Origin of the sequence: Bradyrhizobium sp. SUTN9-2 (genome assembly GCF_003122645.1) — a bacterium.
GTDB classification, from domain to species: Bacteria; Pseudomonadota; Alphaproteobacteria; order Rhizobiales; family Xanthobacteraceae; genus Bradyrhizobium; species Bradyrhizobium yuanmingense.
In genome coordinates, this window is record NZ_LAXE01000001.1 from 1 (window position 1) to 2,637 (window position 2,637).

Consider the following 2,637-nt stretch of genomic DNA (forward strand, 5'->3'; position numbering starts at 1 on the left):
GAGCCGATGACTTCATGATGCCTCCTTCCTCGAACGCTTGGTGCGTCGTACTCGATTACGAAGCTGACGGATTTGGTCGTCTGAGAGCTCGATCTGCCATGGCTGGCCTTTGGCTAACTGACGACCTACCAACAATCCCCGCGCGAGATAGTCGAACACTGTTTGCGGGGTTACTCCAAGCTCAGCCGCTGCGCCCTGAATTGAGAAGCTCCCATCGGGCCAGCGTATCGGATTCTTGTCCACGCCGTTGATTTTGACGGTAGGAATGCCCCAGCGAGTCCGCAACAGCCAGACGTTCTCGCCTTTGAAGGCGCAGCCTCGCGCCGCGACGAAGCCTTCCTGATTGAGTATTGCCGCGATCTCGCCGTCCATTTTGTGTTCAGCGTTCAACTCGATGATCCGTTGCCGCAATCGATCAACGTCGATGTAGTCGCGGTAGGTATGAACACGCCGTTGCACGTGATGCTCGCTGGTTGCACCGGTCCACCACACGATCTTGAACCATACCTGACCTCGGGTCCGCTTCTGATCAAGAACGACTTCGCGGATCACAAATCGCAGAATGCGCTTGCGATCGGCTGCCGACGTGGTGGCCGCGTTCCAAATCCGCGGCAGACTCTCGCCGAGCGCTTGTAGCCCTGCGCATTCCGCCGGGCCAATCAGAAGCGGCTCTTGCACGCGCCAACGCGCATGCTCCTGCTCGACCGCCTCGACGGCACGCAGCCTCTCTTCCCAAGCCCGCTCAAGTGAGCGCGCCACAAGACGGTTCTCGGGCTCTACGGCGTCATACTGGCGCCGAGCGCGCTCGGCATCGTAGCGGGCGCGCTCCACGCGAAGCGCCCACTGGCGCTCGAGTTGATGGCTCTCCTGCTCCATTTGGCCCGCGGCTGCGAGTGCGATCTCAATCTGATCCGGCACCAGGGCATCGAGGACTATCCGTTCAACCAGCGTGTCAACCGCCAAGGCTCGGACTTCCTGGCACATTGCACTGCCTTGCTGGTCCCGATCCGAGCGGCAGCAATAGACCGGATAGTCGGCATTCGGGCCCGTGTAGCGCATGCTCATGCGCCGTCCACAACGACCGCAGACCGCAATTCCCTGTAACAGGGCTGCCCCCTTGCGCGGTACGCCAGAATGTCCTGCCTCATAGCGGCAGACGTTATCTGCCAGTCGCCCCTGGTTGGCCATGAACTCCTCCCAGCTGATATAGCCTGGGTGAGCGGCGTGGAGGCAAACCGCCCAATCGCCGATCGCTACCTTGACCGTTCCCGTCAGCGATCCCGGCCGGCATCGGCTCGGATCCTTTTGCCGGCGGCCATAAACATACGCCCCAGCATAGGCCGGATTCTGAAGGATATTAAGGACGCGTGCACTATCTGGCGCACGCCAGACGATCTCGTGTGGAGATGGTCCAAGCAGTGGTCGAACCGGCAAGGACAATCCGTTCCGGTCCAGGTACCGCATCACACGGCGAGCGCTTTGCAGTTCCCGGAATTTGGCAAACACGAGATGAAGACGGGCCTGCACCTCCTCGTCGGGATTGAGAACAATTGTGCCCGCTCGATCATAGGCGAGCCCGCCTGGCAGCGGTAGCCGCAGTTCGCCCCGCGCCGCCTTTTGGCGTTCGCCTTGGTGCAGGCGCATCCGAAGCTGATGCAACTCCGCCTCACTCATGATGCCGGATAAGCCCAACAGCAGGCGGTCGTGATAGGCGCGTGGATCGTAAAGCCGTTCGCCATCCGCAATGATCACGCCGAACACCGAGCACAGTTCGAGAAGCTGATGCCAGTCCCGGTTATTGCGGGCCAGGCGAGAAGCGTCGAGGCTCACCACCAGACCGGCGTTGCCAAGGCCGATCTCGGCAATGAGCTTCTGGAAACCATGACGATCCACGCCGCCAGCACCGGATTTGCCCAGATCCTCGTCAATCACCTGGACGCGCTCAGGCGGCCAGCCCAGACCGATGGCGCGATCGACGAGGCGGTACTGCAACTCCGTGCTCTCCTGATGCTGGCGCACCTGGTTCACGGATGACTGCCGCACGTAGACATAGGCCAACTTGGCCCGGTGTGCGGTCGTGAGCCGCTCGTCAGCGACGGTCGAACTGATCAGCACGACCCAGTCCCCTTCCGGGCGTGCCGGGGATCGCTTGCATTCGCCGCATCAACGCGGCGATTGTTTGAGCAATCTGGGTTTGCGTCGCGGGCGACAGATTCGGCCACAGGCGCGGAATGTTGGCCGTCCGACGGCCGGGTGGATTTGCCAACGTGGGCAGGGGTCGATACGCAACGCGACCTGGGAGTGGTCGGTGGGTCATCGCGAATCACCTTCTCGTCGAGAAGGCTCAGACTCGCCCTCAAATGTTGCATCAATGGGATCAGCGTACGTACACTGATGCGCGGCAGATCGGCCCTGTTCGGGCGGAAAGCGATCGACGTCTCGGCAAGGTCCGTCGACGCGATCCGAACCCCCCGCCGCCGTCCGTCCGGCAGCCCGACAACGACGTAGGCGGGACCGCGCCCCGACCGCTCCTTCAGCACCTCAAGCCTGTGCCCGAACAAAAAATGATGCGGGTCGGTGATCGTGACGTGAGACACGACACGTTCCAAAATAGGGGTACTCTGCCGTGTTCGGCGA

Annotated in this window: 1 protein-coding gene; it reads right to left on the minus strand. The window is 61.8% G+C overall.

Annotated features, from left to right (window positions below; translation table 11 throughout):
* Positions 1 to 12 precede the first annotated feature (12 nt).
* The gene (locus tag XF30_RS00005) at positions 13 to 2,115 is read right to left on the minus strand and encodes a recombinase family protein (protein ID WP_109141569.1); all 2,103 of its coding nucleotides are present in this window, start codon (positions 2,113 to 2,115) and stop codon (positions 13 to 15) included.
* Positions 2,116 to 2,637 lie beyond the last annotated feature (522 nt).